Source organism: Roseateles sp. GW821-FHT02E12 (genome assembly GCF_059421665.1).
In genome coordinates, this window is sequence record NZ_JBWKVK010000004.1 from 819,967 (window position 1) to 839,186 (window position 19,220).

Sequence of the window (19,220 nt, forward strand, 5' to 3'; positions counted from 1 at the left end):
AAGCTGCGCCCCATGCGCTGGGCCTTCATCACCGACATTCACGCCAATCGACAGGCCTTTGAGGCTGTTCTTGCCGACGCCAGCGCCCAAGGCGCTACCCACTTTGCGCTGCTGGGCGACTTTGTCGGCTACGGTGCCGACCCGGCCTGGGTGGTCGACCAGGTCATGGCCCTGGCCGCCGATGGCGCCATTGCCGTGCAGGGCAACCACGACGAAGCCGTAGCCCATGGCAGCACGCCCGGCATGCACCCGGACGCGCGTGCCGTCATCGACTGGACCCGCGCACAGCTGAATGAAGATCAGCTGCGCTTCCTGACCCGGCTGCCGCTGCAGGCCCATGGCGAACCCGGGCATTGCCTGTTCGTGCATGCCAATGCCTTCGAGCCCAATGGCTGGGAGTACGTGCAGGGCCGCTCCGAGGCGGTGAAGAGTCTGCACGCCAGTACGGCGCGCATCCAGGTCTGCGGCCACATGCACGAGCCCATGCTCTTCCACCTCTCGGGCACGGGCAAGGCCGGCGATTTCCGGCCCGTGGCCAGCGTGCCCATGCCGCTGCCAGCGCATCGCCAGTGGCTGGCCATCCCTGGTTCCTGCGGCCAGCCGCGCGACGGCAACCCGGCAGCCTGCTACGCCCTGCTGGACCCGGGCAAGTCCGACCTGGACGATGCCCGCATCACCTTCCAGCGCGTGGCCTACGACGTCGATGCCGCCTGCGCGGCCCTGCGCGCGACCGATCTGCCGCCGCTGATTGCCGAACGCCTCGCGCGCCGCCTGACCCTCGGCGAATGATGGAGGCCTCCCCACCCGCCCCGCTGGAAGCCGGCCAGGTGCTGGACGGCTTCAAATTGGAAGAGAGGCTGCACCAGGGCGGCATGGCCAATCTGTGGCGCGTCAGCCGCACCGATGGCACGGACGACGGCGGCGACCTGCTGATGAAGGTGCCGCGCATCAAAGGCGGCGAGGACCCGGCCACCATCGTCGGCTTCGAGGTCGAGCAGATGCTGATGCCGCAGCTCAGCGGCCCGCACGTGCCACGCTTCGTCGCCCGCGGCGACTGGACGCGCCAGGCCTTCATCGTCATGGAGCGCATCCCCGGCGACACGCTGCGCCCGCGCCTGGACGACGCGCCGCTGCCGCCGGAAGAAGTGGCCGACATCGGCGCCCGCGTCGCCACGGCCCTGGCCGCCCTGCACCGCCAGTATGTCGTCCACCTCGACATCAAGCCGAGCAACATCATGTTCCGGCCCGATGGCACCGCGGTGCTCGTCGACTTCGGCCTCAGCCGCCATGAACAGCTGCCCGACCTGCTCGAAGAGGAGTTCACGCTGCCCATGGGCACGGGCCCCTACATGAGCCCGGAGCAGGTGCAGTTCGTTCGCAACGACCCGCGCAGCGACCTGTTTGCGCTGGGCGTCATGCTGTATCACCTGTCCACCGGCGAGCGGCCCTTCGGCCAGCCGAATTCGGTGCGCGGCCTGCGCCGCCGCCTCTTCGTCGAGCCGGTGCCGCCCCGCGCCATCCGGCCCGAGCTGCCGCCCTGGCTGCAGGAAATCATCCTGCGCTGCCTGGAGGTCAAGCCCGAGCGCCGGTACCAGAGCGCCGCCCAGCTGGCCCTGGACCTGCGCGAGCCCGCCGGCGTGGCGCTGACCGCCCGCGCGGAGAAGCTGCGGGTGAGCGGCGCGATGCTCAGGCTCAAGCGCTGGTTCTTCGCGCTCGGCGCGGAAGCCCCGCCCCCGCCGCCGGCCGGCCAGCAACTGGCGCGCAGCCCCATCGTCATGGCAGCAGTGGACGTCGACAACGCCACGCCGGAGCTGCTGGCCCAGCTCTGCGAGACGGTGCGCCGCATCGTGCAGACGGAGGCCGGCGCCCGCCTGGCCTGCGTGAGCGTCATGCGGGTGAACCGCATCGGCATCGACGAACTGACCGACCAGCACGGCCAGAGCCTGCACGTGAAGCAGCTCATCGCGCTCAAGCACTGGGCCCGGCCCATCAGCAAGGCGCTGAAGCTGGAAGACGGGCGGCTGACCTTCCATGTGCTGGAAGCCCCGGACGCGGCCGGCGCCATCATCGACTTCGCCCACCGCAACGGCGTGGACCACATCGTCATGGGTGCGCGGGGTGCGTCGGCGCTGCGGCGCTACCTGGGCAGCGTGTCGGGGCAGGTGGTGGCCGAGTCGGACTGCACGGTCACCGTCGTGCGGCAACCGGCCGGCAGCTAGCGTCAGCGCTTCATCACCGGGTTGCGCCGCCAGGCCTCGTGGCTCTCCTCGACGAGGCGGCCGGGGCTCATCGCCGCGAGATAGCGCTTCATCATCGCGTCGAACTCCGGCAGCCGCGCCAGGCAGGCGCTGCGGCGCGACCAGCCCACATAGTTCAGCGCCTCGGCGATCGGGGGCTTGAGCACCCTGAACCTGGCCTCGCTGCCGCTGGAAATCAGGTGCGACAGCGCGGGGTAGTGCGGAGAGATGAAGTAATCGATGCGGCCCGCGTCGAGCTTGAGGAAGTTCTCCTTGATGCCCGGGCCGACCTCGACATTGAGGTTGGCCTCGGCATATTCGTCCAGCCCGTCGCCAAAGCGCGTGCCGTGCGTGACACCGCCACGCAGGCCGCGCAGGTCTTCGCGCTTGGTGAACTTGAGGTTCTGGTCTGCGCGCACGAAGACCGAACTTGGGTTCGTGAAGATGGGCGTATCGCCGAAGGCCAGGTAGTCCTCGCGCTCGGCGTTGCGCTTGAGCTCGGTGACGATGTCAACCTCGCCGATGCGGGCGTTCTGCAGCACGCGCACAAACGGCCCGACGTAGCGCAGTTCATAGGGCAACTTCATGGCCTGCAGCACGGCCAGCACGACGTCCACGCTGGCGCCGCGCAGCGTCTGGCCGTCGTACCACGCGTAGGGCGGGTACTCGGGATCGGCGGTCACGACGACCTTGTGGCAGCCCGTCTGGGCCAGGGCCGCGCCACTCGCGGCCAGCAACGCACAGATCAGCCAACTGCGCTTCATCTTCATGCCTCCCCAGGCTGCAGATCACGGGCTGCGCCCTATCATGCCCGCATGAGTTTCCCCGTCAATCCGCGGCTCGACCGGCTGCACCCCTACCCCTTCGAGCGCCTGCGCGAATTGACCGCCGGCATCACACCCAACCCCGACCTGGCGCCCATCTCGCTGGGCATCGGTGAGCCCCGCCACGCGGCACCGTCCCTGATCGCCGAGGCCATCAACGGCTCGATGAAAAGCCTGGCCGCCTACCCCGCCACGGCCGGCACGCCGGCGCTGCGCGAGGCCATCTCGGCCTGGATCTCGCGCCGCTACGGCCTGAAGCTGGACGCGGCCACGCAGGTGCTGCCCGTCAATGGCTCGCGCGAGGCGCTGTTCGCCATCGCGCAGACTGTCATCGATGACAGCCGCCCCGGCGCCGTCGTCGTCTGCCCCAATCCCTTCTATCAAATCTACGAAGGCGCGGCGCTGCTGGCCGGTGCCGAGGTGGCCTACGCCAACTCCGACCCCGCGCGCAACTTCGCGGTCGACTGGCGCCAGATCGACGACGCGACCTGGGCCCGCACCCAGCTGCTCTACGTCTGCTCGCCCGGCAACCCGAGCGGCGCCGTCATGCCGCTGTCCGAATGGCAGGCGCTGTTCGAGCTGAGCGACCGGCACGGCTTCGTCATCGCGTCGGACGAGTGCTACTCGGAGATCTATTTCCGCGATGAAGCGCCGCTGGGCGGCCTGGAAGCCGCAGCCAAGCTAGGCCGCCACGACTTCCGCAACCTGATCGCGTTCACGTCGCTGTCCAAGCGCTCCAACGTGCCGGGCCTGCGCTCAGGCTTTGTGGCGGGTGACGCAGCGCTGCTGAAGAAGTTCCTGCTCTACCGCACCTATCACGGCAGCGCGATGAGCCCCATCGTGCAGGCGGCCAGCATCGCGGCCTGGGGCGACGAGGCCCATGTCATCGAGAACCGGGCGCGCTACCGCAGGAAATTCGCGGACGTCACGCCCCTGCTGGCCGGCGTGCTGGACGTGGCCCTGCCCGACGCCGGCTTCTACCTCTGGGCCGCTGTTCCAGGCGGTAACGACGTCGCGTTCGCCCAAGGCCTGCTCGCTCAATACAATCTCGCCGTCCTGCCGGGCAGCCTGCTGGCCCGCGAGGCGCACGGCAGCAACCCTGGCGCCGGGCGCATCCGCCTGGCCCTCGTGGCTGACGAGGCCGAATGCCTCGAAGCCGCCCGCCGCATCGTCTCTTTCACCCAATCTCTCCCATGAACACCGCTGAACTGCAAAGCCTGATCGACCTCGCCTGGGACAACCGTGCCGCGCTCGACCCGACCAACGCCCCCGAGCTGCGCCAGGCCGTCGAGCAAGTCATCGCCGAGCTGGACGCCGGCCGCCTGCGCGTGGCCACCCGCGAGAGCGTGGGCCAGTGGACGGTGCACCAGTGGATCAAGAAGGCCGTGCTGCTGTCGTTCCGCCTGAACGACAACCGCGTCATGGGCGACAAGGAACTGACCTTCTTCGACAAGGTGCCCACCAAGTACGCCGGCTGGAGCGACGACCAATTGCGCGCCAGCGGCGTGCGCATCGTGCCCCCGGCCGTTGCCCGCCGCGGCAGCTTCCAGGCCAAGAACGTCGTGCTGATGCCCTCTTACGTGAACATCGGCGCCTACGTTGACGAAGGCGCCATGGTCGACACCTGGGCCACCGTCGGCTCCTGCGCGCAGATCGGCAAGAACGTGCACCTTTCGGGCGGCGTCGGCATCGGCGGCGTGCTGGAGCCGCTGCAGGCCAACCCGACCATCATTGAAGACAACTGCTTCATCGGCGCCCGCTCCGAGGTCGTCGAAGGCGTCATCGTCGAAGAGAACTCGGTCATCTCGATGGGCGTCTACATCGGCCAGAGCACGCCGATCTACGACCGCGCGACCGACACCGTCAGCTACGGCCGCATCCCGGCCGGCTCCGTCGTCATCTCGGGCTCGCTGCCCAAGGACGGCGGCCGCTACTCGCTGTACGCGGCCATCATCGTGAAGCGCGTCGACGCCCAGACGCGCTCCAAGACCAGCATCAACGAACTGCTGCGAGCCTGAGATGAGCGGTCCCGGCGCCGGCAACATGGAGCGCATCCTGCGGCTGATGGCCGACAAGGGTGCGTCGGACTGCTATCTGTCGGCAAACATGCCGGTGCTGATCCGCATCAATGGCCAGACGGTGCAGCTGTCGGACCAACTGCTGACGCCGCCGCAGCCGCGCCAGCTCATCGCCGAGGTCATCGACCCGGCCTCGCTGGCCGAGCTGGACAACAGCGGCGAGCTGAACATGGCGGTGTCGGTGCGCGGTGTCGGCAGCTTCCGGCTGTCGGGCTTTCGCCAGCGCGGCTCGATTGCCGGCGTGTTCCGGCACATCCCGCACGACATCCCGACGCTGGAATCGCTGAGTCTGCCGCCCGTGCTGGGCACGATGATCAAGGAAAAGCGTGGCCTCATCCTGATGGTGGGCGCGACCGGCACCGGCAAGAGCACGACGCTCGCGTCCATGCTGGAGCTGCGCAACCAGACGATGACCGGGCACATCCTCACCATCGAGGACCCGATCGAGTACCTCTTCAGCAACAAGCGCTCGGTCGTCAACCAGCGCGAGATCGGCCGCGACACCGCCTCGCTGCAGATCGCGCTGAAGAACGCGCTGCGCCAGGCGCCCGACTGCATCCTGATCGGCGAAATCCGCGACCGCGACACGATGACCGCGGCCATCAGCTACGCGCTGTCGGGCCACCTGGTGCTGGCCACGCTGCACGGCAACAACACCTATCACGCGCTGAACCGCATCCTGTCGTTCTACACGCCCGAGTCACGCCCGGCACTGCTGAACGACCTGGCCGCCGGCCTGAAGGCCATCGTGTCGCAGCGCCTAGTGCGCGCAACCGCCGGTGGCCGCGTGCCGGTCATCGAGATTCTGCTGAACACCAAGCTGGTGTCTGAACTCATCGAGCAGGGTGATTTCGCCGGCGTGAAAGAGGCGATGGAGAAGTCCATCGCCGAGGGCTCGCAGACCTACGAAGAGCATTTCGCCAAGCTCATCACCGACGGCACCATCACCCGCGAGGAAGGCCTCGCCTTTGCCGACTCGCCGACCAACCTGCTGTGGCGGCTGCAGAACGAGGCGCCCGGTGCGCGCCTCACGAACACGCCACGCAAGGAAGAAAAAGCTGGCGACGACGCCAGCTTCACCGAAATCACGCTCGACGTGCGTACCTCTTGAACCTGATCACCTGCATCGAAACCGCAACCGCCCGCTTGACCCAAGCGGGCTTGTTTTTTGGCCACGGCACGACGAACGCTTTCGACGAGGCCGCCTGGCTGGCGCTGTGGCGCCTGGGCCTGCCGCTGGATGCGCTGGATGAAAACGCCGAGCGCGAACTGAGCGAGGCCGAACTGGCCGGCATCACGCAACTCGTCGACGAACGCATCGCCACCCGCAAGCCCGCCGCCTACCTGACCGGCGAGGCCTGGCTGCAGGGCGTGCCCTTCACCATCGACGAGCGCGCCATCGTGCCGCGCAGCTTCATCGCCGAACTGATCGCCGACGCCAGCATCGACCCCTGGCTGCACCCGGCCAGCCGCCGCGTGCTGGACCTGTGCACCGGCAACGGCAGCCTGGCCGTGCTGGCCGCGATGGCCTGGCCCGAGGTCGAGGTCGACGCGCTGGACCTCAGCACTGATGCCCTCGAAGTCGCCAAGCTCAACGTGGCTCGCCACGACCTGACCGCACGCATCCGCCTGCTGCAAGGCGACGGCTTGGCCGGCGCCATCAGCCAAGGCACAGGCCCCTACGACTTGATTCTCTGCAACCCGCCCTACGTGAACAGCACCAGCATGGCCGCCCTGCCCGCCGAATACCGCGCCGAACCCGAACTGGCCCTGGCCGGCGGCAGCGACGGCATGGACTTCATCCGCGAGCTGCTGCGCGCCGCGCCTGCCGCCTTGACCGACGACGGCGTCCTCGTGCTGGAGATCGGCAACGAACGCGAGAACTTCGAAGCCGCTTTCCCCACACTCGAAACCGTCTGGCTCGAAACCTCCTCCGGCGCAGACCAAGTGCTGCTGCTGACGAAGGAGGCCCTGCAATGATCACGCTGCGCGACATCACGCTGCGCCGCGGCGTCAAGGTGGTGCTGGACAACGCCTCCGCCACGCTCCAACCCGGTGAAAAGATCGGCCTCGTCGGCCGCAACGGCGCCGGCAAGTCCAGCCTGTTTGCGCTGCTGACGCACCGCCTGGGCAACGACAAGGGCGAGGTCGAGGTGCCCAAGCACTGGCGCCGTTCCGAGGTTGCCCAGAACATGCCCGAGACGGAGGAAGGCGCGACCGACTACGTGCTGGAAGGCGACCTGCCGCTGATGGCCGCCCGCGCCGCGCTCGAAGCGGCCGAAGCTGCCAACGATGGCCACGCGATGGCCGACGCGCACGCGCTGCTGGCCGACGTCGGTGCCTTTGACGCCCGCTCGCGCGCCCAGGCGCTGCTGATGGGCCTGGGCTTCAAGACTGTGCAGCTCGACGCGCCCGTCAACAGCTTCTCCGGCGGCTGGCGCATGCGCCTGCAGCTGGCCCGCGCGCTGATGTGCCCGGCCGAGCTGATGCTGCTGGACGAGCCCACCAACCACTTGGACTTGGACGCACTCGTCTGGCTGGAAGCCTGGCTGCAGCGCTACGACGGCACGCTGATCATCATCAGCCATGACCGCGAATTCCTCGACGCGATCACCAAGGTCACGCTGCATCTGGACGAAGGCAAGCTCGTTCGCTACGGCGGCAACTACACCAGCTTCGAGACCCAGCGCGCAGAACGCATGGTCTTGCAGCAGGCCGCCTTCTCCAAGCAGCAGGACCGCGTGGCCCACCTGCAGAAGTTCATCGACCGTTTCAAGGCCAAGGCCAGCAAGGCCAAGCAGGCGCAGAGCCGCGTGAAGGCGCTGGAGCGCATGGAGCGGCTGGCACCGGTGCTGGCCTCCGCCGACTTCAACTTCGAGTTCCGCGAGCCGCTGAACCTGCCCAACCCGATGCTGATGTTCGACGAGATGTCGGCCGGCTACGGCACGACCACCATCGTGCGCAACGTCGACCGCTCCGTGCTGGCCGGCCAGCGCATCGGCATCCTGGGCGCCAACGGCCAGGGCAAGTCGACGCTGGTGAAGACGATTGCCGGCACCCAGCCCGCGCTGGCCGGCAAGCTGACGCAAGGCAAGGGCCTGTCCATCGGCTACTTCGCCCAGCAGGAGCTGGACGTGCTGCGCCTGGACGAAGGTCCGCTGGAGCACATGGTGCGCCTGGCCCGCGAAGTCGGCCCGGCTGGCCGCGAGCAGGAGCTGCGCGACTTCCTGGGCCAGTTCCGCTTTACCGGCGACATGGTCAACCAGCAGGTCGGCAGCCTGTCGGGCGGCGAAAAGGCGCGGCTGGTGCTGGCCATGCTGGTGTGGCAGCGCCCCAACCTGCTACTGCTGGACGAGCCGACCAACCACCTGGACCTGAACACCCGCGAGGCGCTGTCGATGGCGCTGAACGAGTTCGAAGGCACCGTCATGCTGGTCAGCCATGACCGCGCGCTGCTGCGCGAGGTCTGCGACGAGTTCTGGCTGGTGGCCGACGGCGTCGTCAAGCCCTTCGATGGCGACCTGGACGACTACCAAAAATGGCTGCTCGACCAGAGCAAGGAGGCTGCGCGCGCCGCCAAGAAGCAATCAGCCGCAGCGCCCGCGCCGGTGGTTGCCGCCGCACCTGCCACACCTGCCGCCGCGCCTGCGCCGCGCGAAGACCGCAAGGCCTCAGGCCAGGCGCGCGCCAAAGTGGCCGAGCAGACGCGACCGCTGCGCAAGGAGATGGAGCAGATCGACAAGCGCATGCACGCGCTCGCCACCGAGCGCACCGAGATCGAGGCTCAGCTGGCCGAAGGCGCCGCCGCCTCCGCCATTGCCGAGATGGGCAAGCGGCTGAAGGCGATCAGCGACCAGCTCGAAGCCGATGAGGCCCGTTGGCTGGAGCTGGGCGAGCAGATCGAAGCGCTGAGTTGACGCTCAGCTGAGCAGGACAGCCGCCAGCGCCAAGGCGCCTGGCAGCGCCTGCACGAACAGGATCTTCTTGGAGGCCGTGGCCGCGCCGAACAGGCCAGCCACGACGACGCAGCCCAGGAAGAACACCAGCCAGGGCTTGCCCGCGCCCGCGGCGCCCAGCATCAGCCCGTAGACCAGGCCCGCCACCAGGAAGCCGTTGTAGAGCCCCTGGTTGGCCGCCAGCGCCTTGCTCTTCTCGGCGAAATCCTTGTCCAGCCCGAAGGCCTTGCGGCCCAGCGGCTTGGTCCAGAAGAACATTTCCAGCACCAGGAAATACAGGTGAAGCAGCGCCACCAGCGCAGCCAGCACGATCGCAACCATCTGCATCGCCTCACTCCTTGTCATTGTTTGGGGGTGGCGCATCCTCGCAGATCGCTCTAGCGTCCGGTGTCGCCCAAAAGACCATTTAACTTGTGTGCAATTGAATTGCGTACTACATTAACACCCATGGCACGCAGCAAGACCCCCACCCCCACCGTCGATCCCCGCGGTGAATGGCTGCAGCTGGACCGCCAGCTGTGCTTTGCGCTGTACAGCAGCTCGCTGGCCATGACCAAGATCTACAAGCCCCTGCTGGCGCCGCTGGGCCTGACCTACCCGCAGTACATCGTCATGCTGGTGCTGTGGGAGGTCGAGGGGCAAAGCGTCTCCCAGCTCGGCCAGCGCCTGTCGCTGGACTCGGGCACGCTGACGCCGCTCTTGAAGCGCCTCGAAGCCCTGGGCCATATCGAGCGCCGCCGCGCCAGCGACGACGAGCGCCGCGTCGACATCTTCCTGACACCCCAGGGCCGCCAACTGCGCGAGCTTGCCCTGGACATCCCCAGTCACCTCGCCTGTGCCAGCGCCTGTGAGCTGGACGAGGTCATCGCGCTGACGCAACGGCTCACGCAGCTGCGCCAGCAACTCAACCGGGCCGCTGACGCGGCCGCCTGATTCCTTCCCCACCACCACCCCCAAAGGAGCCACCATGGCCATCGAAAAAGCCCTCTACACCGCCACCGCCACTGCCACCGGTGGCCGCGCCGGCACCGCCAAGTCGTCTGACGGCGTGCTGGACGTCGTGCTGACCACGCCCAAGCAACTCGGCGGCGACGGTGCCACCGGCACCAACCCCGAGCAGCTGTTCGCCGCTGGCTACTCGGCCTGCTTCATCGGCGCGATGAAGGCCGTGTCGGCCCGCCAGAAGGTCAGCCTGCCCGCCGAGGTCTCGATCACGACGGAAGTCGGCATCGGCCCTCACGCCAACAAGCCGGGCGCCTTCGGCATCCAGGTCGACATGAAGATCTCGGTGCCGGGCATGGACCGCGCCGCGCTGGAAACCCTGGTGGCTACCGCCCACGAGGTCTGCCCCTACTCGAACGCCACGCGCGGCAACATCGACGTCACGCTGACCATCGTCTGAGGCCGGGAGCCGTGAACGCCGGTTCGTGACATCCGTCACGCTGGCGTCACGGCCGCCGGTCAGCATCGCGGGTTTTCCAACCACTCCGGAGACCCGCGATGCGCCCCAGCTTCCTTCCCACCGTGCTCGCCAGCGCCCTGCTGGCCCTCGCCGCCCAATCCCGCGCGGCCGAGCCGGTGCTGATCGGCATGGGCAACCTCAGCGGCTCGCTGAGTGACATGTCCGGTCTGAACTACTCGTTGGAAAGCGGCCTCGCGGCCAATCTGCTGGGCGGCATGGGCTCGGGCTTGGCCTGGGCCGGTGGCAACACCTTCCTGGCCCTGCCCGACCGCGGCCCGAACGCCAATGACTGGGGCGCGCCGCAGCTCGACAACACGACGTCCTTCATCGCCCGCTTCCAGACGGTGCAGCTCAGCCTCACCGCCAACGCAGCCGGCTCCGCCCTGCCCTACACGCTGACGCCGACGCTGCAGGCCACCACGCTGCTGTCCAGCACCACCGCGCTGAACTACGGCCCCAAGGCAGCGACGCTGGCCGGCATCGTCGACAGCAGCCTGCTTCCCGCCGGCAGCAAGAACTACTTCTCGGGCCGCTCGGACAACTTCGCAGTGGGTCTGTCCACCAACCCGGCCAACGCGCGCCTGGACCCCGAAGGCATCCGCGTCTCCAACGACGGCAAGAGCGTCTTCATCTCCGACGAGTACGGCCCCTACGTCTACCAGTTCGACCGCGCGACCGGCGAGCGCCTGCGCACCTACAGCCTGCCGAGCAGCTTCGGCGTGAGCAACGTCAGCTCGTCGGGCGCTGCCGAGATCTCCGGCAACGCGACCGGCCGCGTCGCCAACAAGGGCATGGAAGGCCTGGCCATCTCGCCCGACGGCAAGACGTTGTTCGGCTTCGTGCAGAGCCCGCTGGCCCAGGACGGCGGCGACGGCGGCCGCTACAACCGCATCGTCAAGATCGACATCGCCACCGGCGCCGTCAGCCAGTTCGCCTACGACAACCAGATCGCCGGCAAGGCCTACAACAGCAGCGAGCTGCTGGCGCTGAACGACCACGAACTCATCGTGCTGGAGCGCGACGGCAAAGGCATGGGCGACGGCTCCAAGGCCGTGGTGAAGCAGCTCATCAAGATCGACCTGACGGGTGCCGCCGACGTCAGCGGCATCGCCGACCTGCGCACCCAGCCCAGCACGGCAATCGTCGGCACGCGCTTCCTCGACATCAAGGCCGCGCTGAACGCCGCCGGCATCCCTGACGCGCTGATCCCGGCCAAGCTCGAAGGCATCGCCTTCGGCGAGGACGTCGTCGTGGGCGGCAAGACGATGCACACGCTCTACCTGGCCAACGACAACGACTTCCTGGCCACGTTCACCCCGAACGGTGGCAGCGCCCCGGTGGCCTACGGCAACCAGTTCTACGTCTTCGCCTTCGAGGGCAACTTGGTCAACCAGACCATCGCTGCCGTGCCGGAACCCAGCCAGTACGCGCTGCTGCTGGCGGGCCTGAGCCTGGTCGGCTTCGTGGCACGCCGCCGCAGCCGCTGAGGCTTATTCGCCCAGCAGGGTCAGGATCAGTTCGATCCTGGCCTTGACCGGGCTCAGCGCGCCGGCGCTCGGCAGCAGGCCGGGCAAGTCCATCACCGGGCCGGCGTCGCAGCGCGTGCTGCGCCAGACCTTCACGCCCCCGGCCTGCGCCTCGCGCAGTGCCGCGTCCAGCGCGACGCTGAGCGTGCCGTTGCCCGTGCCGGCGGCAACCAGCCCGTCAATGCCGGCCGCCCACAGCGCCCGCACGACGGCGCCATCCGCGCCGGCATGGTTCATGACGATCTCGACGCGCGGCCAGCGTTCGGCCTGACGGCCGATGCGCGCCATCCCCACGGCGTCACCTGACGGCCACCGCCCGAGCTGCCGCACCACGCCCTCCTCCACCCGCGCCACCAAGGCCCCATCGACCGACTCGAAGGCGTCGACGCGGTAGCTGTGGGCCTTGCGCACCTGCGTCGCGTCATGCACGCGGCCGGCAAACGCAACGACAACACCCGACGCACCTGGCTTCGCCGCCACCTGCACCGCGTCGAAGAGGTTCTGCGGTCCGTCAGGCGCCAGCGCCGTTGCAGGGCGCATCGCTGCCGTCAGCACGACGGGCTTGGCCGGCGCCAGCACGCGCTGCAGGAAGTAGGCGGTCTCCTCCAGCGTGTCGGTGCCATGCGTGATGACGATGCCGCCAACCTCCGGCCGCCCAAGCTGCTCATGCACGACAGCCGCAAGCCGCTGCCAGGTCGAGAAATCCATGTCCTTGCTGTCGAGCTGGGCGACCTGATGCGCTTCCAGCCGGCGCCCGGCCAACGCCGGCACCGCGGCCAGCAAATCCTCGACGCTCAGCTGCGCGGCCGTGTAGCCGACACCATCGCTGGCTGTTTTGGCGGTCCCGGCAATCGTGCCGCCGGTACCCAGAATGACGATCAGATCCGCTGCAGTTTGCAATTTTGTAGATTCCTGGATGAAAATACAGGTGCTGGACAAATTTCCAGCCACCTCAAAAGGCCGCACGTGCAAGACCGACCCAAGCTTACCGCCCGCCAGCAGCAGATCTTCGACCTGGTCCGCCACGCGATCGAAAGCACCGGCTCGCCACCCACCCGCGCTGAAATCGCCGCCGAGCTGGGTTTCAAATCCGCCAACGCCGCCGAAGAACATCTGCAGGCCTTGGCCCGCAAAGGCATGCTGGAACTCGTCGGCGGCACCTCGCGCGGCATCCGATTGAAGTCCGACGCGCTGAACGCCGTCAACCGCGCTCGCCAGTTCAGCCTGCCAATTCCCAACTTCGCGCAACTCACGTTGCCGCTGATCGGCCGCGTGGCAGCAGGCGCGCCCATCCTGGCGCAGGAACACGTTGAGCAGACCTACACCGTCGAACCCGGCCTGTTCGCCAAAAGGCCCGACTACCTGCTCAAGGTCAAGGGCATGAGCATGAAGGACATCGGCATCCTCGATGGCGACCTGCTTGCCGTGCAATCGGCCAAGGAGGCCCGCAACGGCCAGATCGTCGTCGCCCGCGTCGGCGAAGAGGTCACCGTGAAGCGCTTCAAGCGCGGCCCCGAAGGGATCGAGCTGCTGCCGGAGAACGCCGATTTCGAGCCCATCCGCATCAACGAGAACAGCGAGCACTTCAGCATCGAAGGCCTGGCCGTCGGCCTGATCCGCGGGCAAGGCTTCAACTGAGTTTGGACGGGGGTTCAATTCCCCCGGCCCACTCGAAATGAAAAAAGGCCCGTGTCACCGACACGGGCCTTTTCGTTTGGATGGTGGAGCCGGGGGGAATTGAACCCCCGTCCGTCAGCCATCACCGGGCAGATCTACATGCTTAGCCGGCTGATTTGAATCTCACGGTCAACTCGCGCAGTGGCACGCTAGCTTTCCCGCCAGTCACTTGATCTCACGCCTAGCCGAGTGACCCGGTCAGACGCCAGCCGATGTGAGTGACTTCTCAGCCTAGCCCCTTGCGAGGTTCAGCCCGGCCCATCGGCCTGCCGTTGAGAAGCTCATCCGCAATTAAGCGGCGAGTGCGAACGTAGAGTCGTTTGCAGTTACTTTGTTTCCAGTGGTTTTACGAGCGAACTGGTGCTCGGCATGCCCTACTCCGGATCCGCACCCACGTCGAAACCAGGTCGGCCCCAGAAGGCGTAGTTTAGGCCAGTCCGAGCTGCTTCAAGAGCTCGCCGGGCGCGGCAAGCTCGATATCTGCACCCCAACGCTCATGCTGAGCCTGCGGGCCCAGGTAGCCCCAGGCCGCCACGGCCGTCGCCATGCCGGCGGCCCGGCCGGCCAGGATGTCGCGCTCGTCATCGCCGACATAGAGACAGGCAGCCGGCGCAACGCCGAGCCGGCGGGCAGCCTCCAACAGCGGCGCCGGGTGGGGCTTGGTATGGCCCGTGGTGTCGCCGCCAACGACAGCAGCCGCCCCCAGGCGTAGCGCTGCGACCAGCGGCAGAGCGAAGCGCTCGGCCTTGTTCGTGACGATGCCCCAGGCGAGCCCGCCGGCAGACAGGCCAGCAAGCTCGGCTTCGACCCCTGCAAAGGGCCGCGTGCTGTCCTGCATCAGGCCTTCGTAGCGGTCGAGAAACTCGCGCTTGAGTGCGTCGTAGCTCGGCTGCCCAGGTGCCACGTCGAAGGCCTGGCCCAACATGCCGCGCGCACCCGACCCGCCATGCGGCCGGTACTGCGCCAGCGGCAGCGCCGCAAGCCCGCGCTCGGCGCGCATGGCATTGGCGGCGCGGGCCAGGTCCTCGGCGCTGTCGATCAGCGTGCCATCCAGGTCGAACAGCACGGCGCGCAAATGCGCCCAGCGCGCGGCAAGCGGCTTCACAGCGGGCGGCGGCAGGCCATCAGGTAGTTGACGTCGGTATCACTGCCGAGGCTGTAGCGCTGTGTCAGTGGGTTGTAGGTCAGGCCTCGGCTGGCCTGGGTTTCAAGACCCGCGTCGCGGCAGAACTGCGCGAGCTCCGAGGGCTTCAGGAAGCGCGCGTACTCGTGCGTGCCCTTGGGCAGCATGTTCAGCACGTACTCGGCGCCGACGATGGCCAGCAGGAAAGCCTTGGCGTTGCGGTTCAGCGTGGACAGGAAGACCCAACCACCGGGTTTCACCAGCGTGGCGCAGGCGCGCACGACCGAGGCCGGGTCGGGCACGTGCTCCAGCATCTCCATGCAGGTCACCACATCAAAGCCCGCCGGCTGCTCGTCGGCCAGGGCCTCGACGGCGATCTCGCGGTATTCAACGCCCTCGGTGCCGGCTTCCATCGCATGCAGTTCGGCCACGCGCAGCGGCTTGGTCGACAGGTCGATGCCCAGCACCTGCGCGCCGACACGCGCCATGGAATCGCTCAGGATGCCGCCGCCGCAGCCGACGTCGAGCACGCGCTTGCCCGCCAGCGGGCTGAGCTGCTGGATCCAGCCCAGGCGCAGCGGGTTGATCTGGTGCAGGGGCTTGAAGTCACTCTCGGGATCCCACCAGCGGTGGGCCAGTTCGCCGAATTTGGCGAGCTCTTGCGGGTCGGCATTGATCGTCATGACGTCCTGAAATTAAAAAAGCCCCGACGGCAGGCCGGCGGGGCTTTGTGCAAAGCGCCCGAAGGCGCTTCGACTTACTTGTTGCGCGTACCGACGACTTCGATCTCGGTGCGGCGGTTCTTGGCGCGGCCTTCAGCGGTCTTGTTGTCGGCGACGGGCTGCTTTTCGCCCTTGCCTTCGGTGTAGACGCGGTTCGGCTCGACGCCCTTGCTCACCAGATAGGCCTTGACGGCTTCCGAGCGGCGGATCGACAGCTTCTGGTTGTACTCATCGCTGCCCACCGAGTCGGTGTGGCCAACGGCGATGATGACTTCCAGGTTGATGCCCTTGGTCTTGCTGACCAGGTCATCCAGCTTGGCCGTAGCTTCGGGCTTCAGCGTCGCCTTGTCGAAATCGAAGAAGGCGTCAGCAGCGAAGGTGACCTTCTCGCTGACCGGAGCCGGCGGAGGCGGGGGAACCGGCTTCGGAGGCTGAGGCGCGGGGGCCGGGGGGGGCGGAGCGACCGGTGCAGGCGGCTCGACCTTCGGCGCCGGCTTGATTTCGCCGTCGCAACCCTTGGCAGCCGTGGCGGGCGTCCAGAAGTTGTCGCGCCAGCAATATTCATTGGTGCCATTCTTCCAGACGGTACCGTCGGTTGCGCGCCAGTTGTCAATGACCTGGGCCGATGCGCTGGACGCAGCAACGGCGACAGCGGCCACCGCAAACAGCGACGCCACACGATTCAATTTCTTCATGATTCTCCTCTCAAGGAATGCCGCAGTTGCCCTGCGAGAGTCAGTACTCGAACCTCTAACCACAGGAGAGACTTTAGGGTTTCTCCTAGGGACTCGACGATTGTGCCATGGGGGCACCGAGACGAACGCATTGTGGCGGGCTACGTTCATGGGCACGGTGACGATGTTGCGCTGCTGCTACATGGAGGCGGGCCGCTTAGAATTCGCGTCTTTCACCTACCTCTGAGGACGCCGTGTGCGTGTAGCACGTGCGTAATCCTGCCGCATGACCCAGTTCGCCAAGGAAACCCTTCCGATCAGCCTCGAGGAGGAGATGCGCCGCTCGTACCTCGATTACGCGATGAGCGTGATCGTCGGCCGCGCCCTGCCCGATGCCCGCGATGGCCTCAAGCCGGTGCATCGCCGCGTGTTGTACGCGATGAACGAGATGGGCAACACCTACAACGCCAAGTACCGCAAGAGTGCGCAGGCCGTGGGTGAAACGATGGGTAAATACCATCCGCACGGCGACTCGGCGATTTACGACACCATCGTCCGCATGGCTCAGCCATTCAGCTTGCGGCACATGCTGATCGACGGGCAAGGCAACTTCGGCTCCATCGACGGCGATAACGCTGCTGCGATGCGATACACCGAGATTCGCCTCGACAAAATCGCTCATGAAATGTTGGCCGACATCGACAAGGAAACCGTCGATTTCGGGCCCAACTACGACGGCAGTCATAAAGAACCGTTGGTGCTGCCCACCCGTTTGCCCAATCTTCTGGTGAATGGCTCGTCGGGTATTGCCGTGGGTATGGCGACGAATATCCCGCCGCACAACCTCAATGAAGTCGTCGACGCCTGCCTGTTCGCGCTGAAGAACCCGGAGTGCACGGTCGACGAGCTGATGGAGATCATCCCGGCGCCCGACTTCCCCACCGCCGGCATCATCTACGGCCTGGCCGGTGTTCGCGACGGTTACCGCACCGGCCGCGGGCGCATCGTCATGCGCGCCAAGGTGCACTTCGAGGACATCGACAAGGGCTCGCGCCAGTCGATCATCGTTGACGAGATCCCCTACCAGGTCAACAAGAAGACGCTGCTCGAGCGCATCGCCGAGCTGGTGCACGAGAAGAAGATCGAGGGCATCAGCCACATCCAGGACGAGTCCGACAAGTCGGGCATGCGCGTCGTCATCGAGCTCAAGCGCGGTGAAGTGCCCGAGGTGGTGCTGAACAACCTCTACAAGCAGACCCAGCTGCAGGACAGCTTCGGCATGAACATGGTCGCCCTCGTGGACGGCCAGCCCAAGCTGTGCAATCTGCGCGACATGGTCATCGTGTTCCTGGAGCACCGCCGCGAGGTGGTGACCCGCCGCACGATCTTCGAGCTGCGCAAGGCGCGCGAGCGCGGCCACGTGCTGGAAGGCCTGGCCGTAGCATTGGCCAACATCGACGAGTTCATCGAGACCATCAAGACCTCGCCGACACCGCCCGTCGCCAAGTCCGCGCTGATGGCCAAGAGCTGGGATTCGTCGCTGGTGCGCGAGATGCTGTCGCGCACCGAGACGCTGTCGGCCGGCGGCCCCGCCGCCTACCGTCCGGATGGCCTGGAGCCCGAGTACGGCATGCAGGCCGACGGCCTCTACCGCCTGTCGGAATCGCAAGCTGGCGAAATCCTGCAGATGCGCCTGCAGCGCCTGACCGGCCTGGAGCAGGACAAGATCGTCGGCGAGTACAAGGAAGTGATGTCGGAGATCGCCGACCTGCTGGACATCCTGGCCACGCCGGCCCGCGTCACGACCATCATCAGCGAAGAGCTGGTGCAGCTGAAGACCGAGTTCGGCCAGACCAAGCTGGGCGCACGCCGCAGCGTCATCGAGCACAACGCGCAGGAACTCGGTACCGAGGACCTGATCACGCCGACCGACATGGTCGTCACGCTCTCGCACACCGGCTACATCAAGAGCCAGGCGCTCAGCGAATACCGTGCTCAAAAGCGCGGCGGCCGCGGCAAGCAGGCTACGCAGACCAAGGACGACGACTGGGTCGACCAGCTCTTCATCGCCAACACGCACGACTGGCTGCTGTGCTTCTCCAACCGCGGCCGCGTCTATTGGCTCAAGGTCTGGGAAGTGCCGCAGGGCTCGCGCAACTCGCGCGGCAAGCCCATCGTCAACATGTTCCCGCTGCAGGCCGACGAGAAGATCACCGTCGTGCTGGCGCTGACCGGCGAGTTCCGCGTCTTCCCTGAAGATCACTTCATCTTCATGGCCACGGCCATGGGCACGGTCAAGAAGACGTCGTTGAAGGACTTCGCCAACCCGCGCAAGGCCGGCATCATTTCGGTCGACCTCGACGAAGGCGACCACCTGATCGGCGCCGCCCTGACCGACGGCCACCACGACGTGATGCTGTTCAGCGACGGCGGCAAGGCCGTGCGCTTTGACGAAGACGACGTGCGCCCCATGGGCCGCACCGCCCGCGGCGTGCGCGGCATGATGCTCGAGCCCGACCAGCGCCTCATCGCCATGCTGGTGGCCGAGGACGAAACGCAGAGCGTGCTGACCGCCACTGAGAACGGCTACGGCAAGCGCACCAACATCACCGAGTACACCCGCCACGGCCGCGGCACCAAGGGCATGATCGCCATCCAGCAGAGCGAGCGCAACGGCCGCGTCGTGGCCGCCACGCTGGTGCGCCCAGAGGACGAGATCATGCTGATCACCGACAAGGGCGTGCTCGTGCGCACCCGCGTCAGCGAGATCCGCGAACTCGGCCGCGCCACACAGGGCGTCACGCTGATTGCACTGGACGACGGCAGCAAGCTGTCGGGCCTGCAGCGCATCGTCGAGAACGACGCCAACGAAACCTCCGAAACCGATGCCACCGCCGAACCCGGTGAGGCCGGCGATACCCCTGAAGCCCCCAAGGACTGA

Annotated in this window: 18 protein-coding genes and 1 other RNA gene; 12 read left to right on the plus strand and 7 right to left on the minus strand. The window is 67.1% G+C overall.

What is annotated here, in order from left to right; genetic code table 11:
* Positions 1-12: 12 nt before the first annotated feature.
* Together AC07V5_RS26560 and AC07V5_RS26565 are read left to right on the plus strand one after the other, a co-directional pair.
* Positions 13-789 carry a metallophosphoesterase family protein gene (locus tag AC07V5_RS26560; RefSeq protein ID WP_495118629.1) on the plus strand — a complete coding sequence of 259 codons (777 nt, stop codon included), beginning with the start codon at positions 13-15 and terminating at the stop codon, positions 787-789.
* Positions 786-2,219, plus strand: coding sequence for a protein kinase domain-containing protein (locus AC07V5_RS26565; protein ID WP_495118630.1), 1,434 nt, complete (start codon positions 786-788; stop codon positions 2,217-2,219). The genes AC07V5_RS26560 and AC07V5_RS26565 overlap by 4 nt, the downstream gene beginning before the upstream one ends.
* Positions 2,220-2,221: 2 nt before the next feature.
* On the opposite strand, the gene AC07V5_RS26570 is transcribed toward AC07V5_RS26565, so the two are convergent.
* Positions 2,222-3,001, minus strand: a complete 780-nt coding sequence (locus AC07V5_RS26570; RefSeq protein ID WP_495118631.1) for a substrate-binding periplasmic protein — start codon at positions 2,999-3,001, stop codon at positions 2,222-2,224.
* Between the two features lie 51 nt (positions 3,002-3,052).
* Between AC07V5_RS26570 and dapC the strand changes: the two genes are divergently transcribed.
* The 5 genes from dapC to AC07V5_RS26595 are packed head-to-tail and all read left to right on the plus strand — an operon-like array spanning position 3,053 to position 9,056.
* Entirely contained in the window at positions 3,053-4,258 is a 1,206-nt protein-coding gene (gene dapC / locus AC07V5_RS26575) for a succinyldiaminopimelate transaminase (RefSeq protein WP_495118632.1), read from the plus strand.
* Entirely contained in the window at positions 4,255-5,079 is an 825-nt protein-coding gene (gene dapD, locus AC07V5_RS26580) for a 2,3,4,5-tetrahydropyridine-2,6-dicarboxylate N-succinyltransferase (protein WP_495118633.1), read from the plus strand. Before dapC ends, dapD begins: the two co-directional genes overlap by 4 nt.
* Position 5,080: 1 nt before the next feature.
* Entirely contained in the window at positions 5,081-6,250 is a 1,170-nt protein-coding gene (locus AC07V5_RS26585) for a PilT/PilU family type 4a pilus ATPase (protein ID WP_495118634.1), read from the plus strand.
* The gene (gene prmB, locus AC07V5_RS26590) at positions 6,247-7,119 is read left to right on the plus strand and encodes a 50S ribosomal protein L3 N(5)-glutamine methyltransferase (protein ID WP_495118635.1); all 873 of its coding nucleotides are present in this window, start codon (positions 6,247-6,249) and stop codon (positions 7,117-7,119) included. Before AC07V5_RS26585 ends, prmB begins: the two co-directional genes overlap by 4 nt.
* The gene (locus AC07V5_RS26595; protein WP_495118636.1) at positions 7,116-9,056 is read left to right on the plus strand and encodes an ABC-F family ATP-binding cassette domain-containing protein; all 1,941 of its coding nucleotides are present in this window, start codon (positions 7,116-7,118) and stop codon (positions 9,054-9,056) included. Before prmB ends, AC07V5_RS26595 begins: the two co-directional genes overlap by 4 nt.
* 3 nt (positions 9,057-9,059) lie before the next feature.
* Here AC07V5_RS26595 and AC07V5_RS26600 read toward each other — a convergent pair whose 3' ends face one another.
* Positions 9,060-9,422: a DUF1304 domain-containing protein gene (locus tag AC07V5_RS26600; protein ID WP_495118637.1), complete on the minus strand. Its 363-nt coding sequence runs from the start codon at positions 9,420-9,422 to the stop codon at positions 9,060-9,062.
* A 120-nt stretch (positions 9,423-9,542) separates the two neighbouring features.
* On the opposite strand from AC07V5_RS26600, the gene AC07V5_RS26605 reads away from it, so the two are divergent.
* The 3 genes from AC07V5_RS26605 (at position 9,543) to AC07V5_RS26615 (ending at position 12,044) form a co-directional block, all read left to right on the plus strand.
* Positions 9,543-10,028 (plus strand): MarR family winged helix-turn-helix transcriptional regulator, encoded by a 486-nt coding sequence (locus AC07V5_RS26605; RefSeq protein WP_495118638.1) that lies wholly within the window; start codon positions 9,543-9,545, stop codon positions 10,026-10,028.
* 34 nt (positions 10,029-10,062) lie between these two features.
* Positions 10,063-10,497 carry an organic hydroperoxide resistance protein gene (locus tag AC07V5_RS26610; protein WP_495118639.1) on the plus strand — a complete coding sequence of 145 codons (435 nt, stop codon included), beginning with the start codon at positions 10,063-10,065 and terminating at the stop codon, positions 10,495-10,497.
* 98 nt (positions 10,498-10,595) lie between these two features.
* Positions 10,596-12,044 (plus strand): esterase-like activity of phytase family protein, encoded by a 1,449-nt coding sequence (locus AC07V5_RS26615; protein ID WP_495118640.1) that lies wholly within the window; start codon positions 10,596-10,598, stop codon positions 12,042-12,044.
* 3 nt (positions 12,045-12,047) lie between these two features.
* Here the strand turns inward: AC07V5_RS26615 and AC07V5_RS26620 are convergent, their stop codons facing one another.
* Positions 12,048-13,022 carry an asparaginase gene (locus AC07V5_RS26620; protein ID WP_495118798.1) on the minus strand — a complete coding sequence of 325 codons (975 nt, stop codon included), beginning with the start codon at positions 13,020-13,022 and terminating at the stop codon, positions 12,048-12,050.
* A gap of 27 nt (positions 13,023-13,049) precedes the next feature.
* Here AC07V5_RS26620 and lexA point away from each other — a divergent pair, with 27 nt between their 5' ends.
* On the plus strand, positions 13,050-13,721 hold the full coding sequence (gene lexA, locus AC07V5_RS26625; protein ID WP_495118641.1) for a transcriptional repressor LexA: 672 nt from the start codon (positions 13,050-13,052) through the stop codon (positions 13,719-13,721).
* A gap of 81 nt (positions 13,722-13,802) precedes the next feature.
* Here the strand turns inward: lexA and ssrA are convergent.
* The 4 genes from ssrA to ompA all read right to left on the minus strand — a co-directional run bounded on the left by ssrA (position 13,803) and on the right by ompA (position 16,300).
* Positions 13,803-14,175: a transfer-messenger RNA gene (gene ssrA / locus AC07V5_RS26630) on the minus strand.
* A 12-nt stretch (positions 14,176-14,187) separates the two neighbouring features.
* Positions 14,188-14,865: an HAD-IA family hydrolase gene (locus tag AC07V5_RS26635; protein WP_495118642.1), complete on the minus strand. Its 678-nt coding sequence runs from the start codon at positions 14,863-14,865 to the stop codon at positions 14,188-14,190.
* Positions 14,862-15,566 carry a bifunctional 2-polyprenyl-6-hydroxyphenol methylase/3-demethylubiquinol 3-O-methyltransferase UbiG gene (gene ubiG, locus AC07V5_RS26640; RefSeq protein ID WP_495118643.1) on the minus strand — a complete coding sequence of 235 codons (705 nt, stop codon included), beginning with the start codon at positions 15,564-15,566 and terminating at the stop codon, positions 14,862-14,864. Before ubiG ends, AC07V5_RS26635 begins: the two co-directional genes overlap by 4 nt.
* 74 nt (positions 15,567-15,640) lie before the next feature.
* Positions 15,641-16,300 (minus strand): outer membrane protein OmpA, encoded by a 660-nt coding sequence (ompA, locus tag AC07V5_RS26645; RefSeq protein WP_495118644.1) that lies wholly within the window; start codon positions 16,298-16,300, stop codon positions 15,641-15,643.
* 265 nt (positions 16,301-16,565) lie between these two features.
* Here ompA and gyrA point away from each other — a divergent pair, with 265 nt between their 5' ends.
* Positions 16,566-19,220: a DNA gyrase subunit A gene (gene gyrA, locus AC07V5_RS26650; protein ID WP_495118645.1), complete on the plus strand. Its 2,655-nt coding sequence runs from the start codon at positions 16,566-16,568 to the stop codon at positions 19,218-19,220.